Origin of the sequence: Bradyrhizobium sp. ORS 375, from assembly GCF_000239775.1 — a bacterium.
Lineage (GTDB): Bacteria > Pseudomonadota > Alphaproteobacteria > Rhizobiales > Xanthobacteraceae > Bradyrhizobium.
Genome location: NZ_CAFI01000134.1, coordinates 1 through 1,623, shown reverse-complemented (window position 1 = coordinate 1,623; position 1,623 = coordinate 1). Strand labels below are relative to the sequence as shown.

Genomic DNA, 1,623 nt, shown 5'->3' with positions numbered 1-1,623 from the left:
TGCTCCCTTCCGACAATCTCGAGATTCCGGGTTCAATCGGCAACGCGCAGGCGCGTTGCCGATTGCCCCGGAATGACGGTGGGGATGCGAGGGCTTGCTGTTGCGAGCGAGAAGCGCGGCGGATTAGAACTCATTGCTGCCGTATACCCCCGCACTTTCCCGTGCTCCGGCCGGCCGCCGGCTTTCATCTTATTTTACCATTGTCTGGAAGGGTGCATTGACATTCCGTCTGACGTGCCCGGGCAAGCTCCATGTTCTCCAACAGCAATCTGACGATCCGCTTCCTGGTGGGAGGCGTCGTCGCCGCGCTCCTGATGCTGCTCGCGATCGGCGGCGGCACCGGCTTCATCGCGGTGCTCTATCTCAACAACCAGATCACCAGCCTGTCGTCGGACTTCGCGAGCCTCAGCGGGCCGGCGCGTGATCATGCGACGCTGATCTATCAGCAGGCGCAGTCGGCGTTCTCCTGGTTCCTGATCGCCTGCGTCGCCATTGCCGTGTTCGCCAGCACCGTCTGCCTGATGACCTATGCCGCCGTGCAGAACGGCATTTTGCGTCCGCTCGCCGCGATGGTCGCCGCCATGCGCGACGTCGCCGGCCAGAAATACGACACGCGCATCCCGGGCCTCGGCCTCACCAACGAGATCGGCCAGCTCGCCGGCGCGCTCGAAGTGTTCAAGACCAACGGCATCGAGCGCCAGCGCCTCACCGAGCGCGAGCTGCAGGAGGCGCAGCGCCAGGGCGAGCGCTCGCGCTTCCTCGACGGCCGCATCCACTCCTTCAACGAGCTCGTCGCCAGCGTCGTCAGCAGCGTGGCCGCCTCGGCGGTGCGGCTGAAGAGCAATGCCGAGACCTTGTCGCGCGCCGCCAACGACACCTCGGCGAAGGCGAATGCGGTCGAGGCCGCCGCCAACCACGCCAATCGCAGCGTGCAGACGGTGGCCGGCTCGGCCGAGGAGATGACCAGCTCGATCGGCACCATCAGCCGCCGCGTCTCCGACGCCACCCAGCGCGCCGAGGGCGCGGCCTCTCAAGCCGAGAAGAGCAAGAACACCATCCATTCGCTGTCGGACGCCGCCGAGAAGATCGGCACCGTCGTGCAGCTGGTGCAGGCGATCGCCGCCCAGACCAACCTGCTCGCGCTCAACGCCACCATCGAGGCCGCGCGGGCCGGCGAGGCCGGCAAGGGCTTTTCGGTCGTCGCGTCCGAGGTGAAGAACCTCGCCGACCAGACCAGCAAGGCGACCGACGAGATCTCGGCGCATGTCGCCAGCATCCAGGGCATCACCGCCGAGACCCGCGGCGCCATCGACGGCATCTCGACCACATTGAGCGAGATCAGCGCCATCATGTCCGGCATCGAGGTCGACACCTCGCAGCAGCGCAACGCCACCCAGGACATCTCCAAGAGCGTCCAGGAAGCCGCCCGCGGCACCCTCGACGTCTCCAACCACATCGCCCAGATCACCTCCACCTCAGCCGAAACCGGCCGCCTCGCCACCGACGCCCGCGACGCCGCCGGCGATCTCTCCCAGCAGGCCGAGACGCTGAAGCGCGAGGTCGATGCGTTCATCATCAGCGTGAAGGCGAGCTGACGCGGCGCGCACCACACGACAACAGCCA

General features: G+C 66.8%; 1 protein-coding gene. It reads left to right on the top strand.

Annotation, left to right across the window (positions count from 1 at the left end; genetic code table 11):
* Positions 1-251 precede the first annotated feature (251 nt).
* Entirely contained in the window at positions 252-1,595 is a 1,344-nt protein-coding gene (locus BRAO375_RS11560) for a methyl-accepting chemotaxis protein (RefSeq protein WP_009027653.1), read from the top strand.
* Positions 1,596-1,623: the final 28 nt, after the last annotated feature.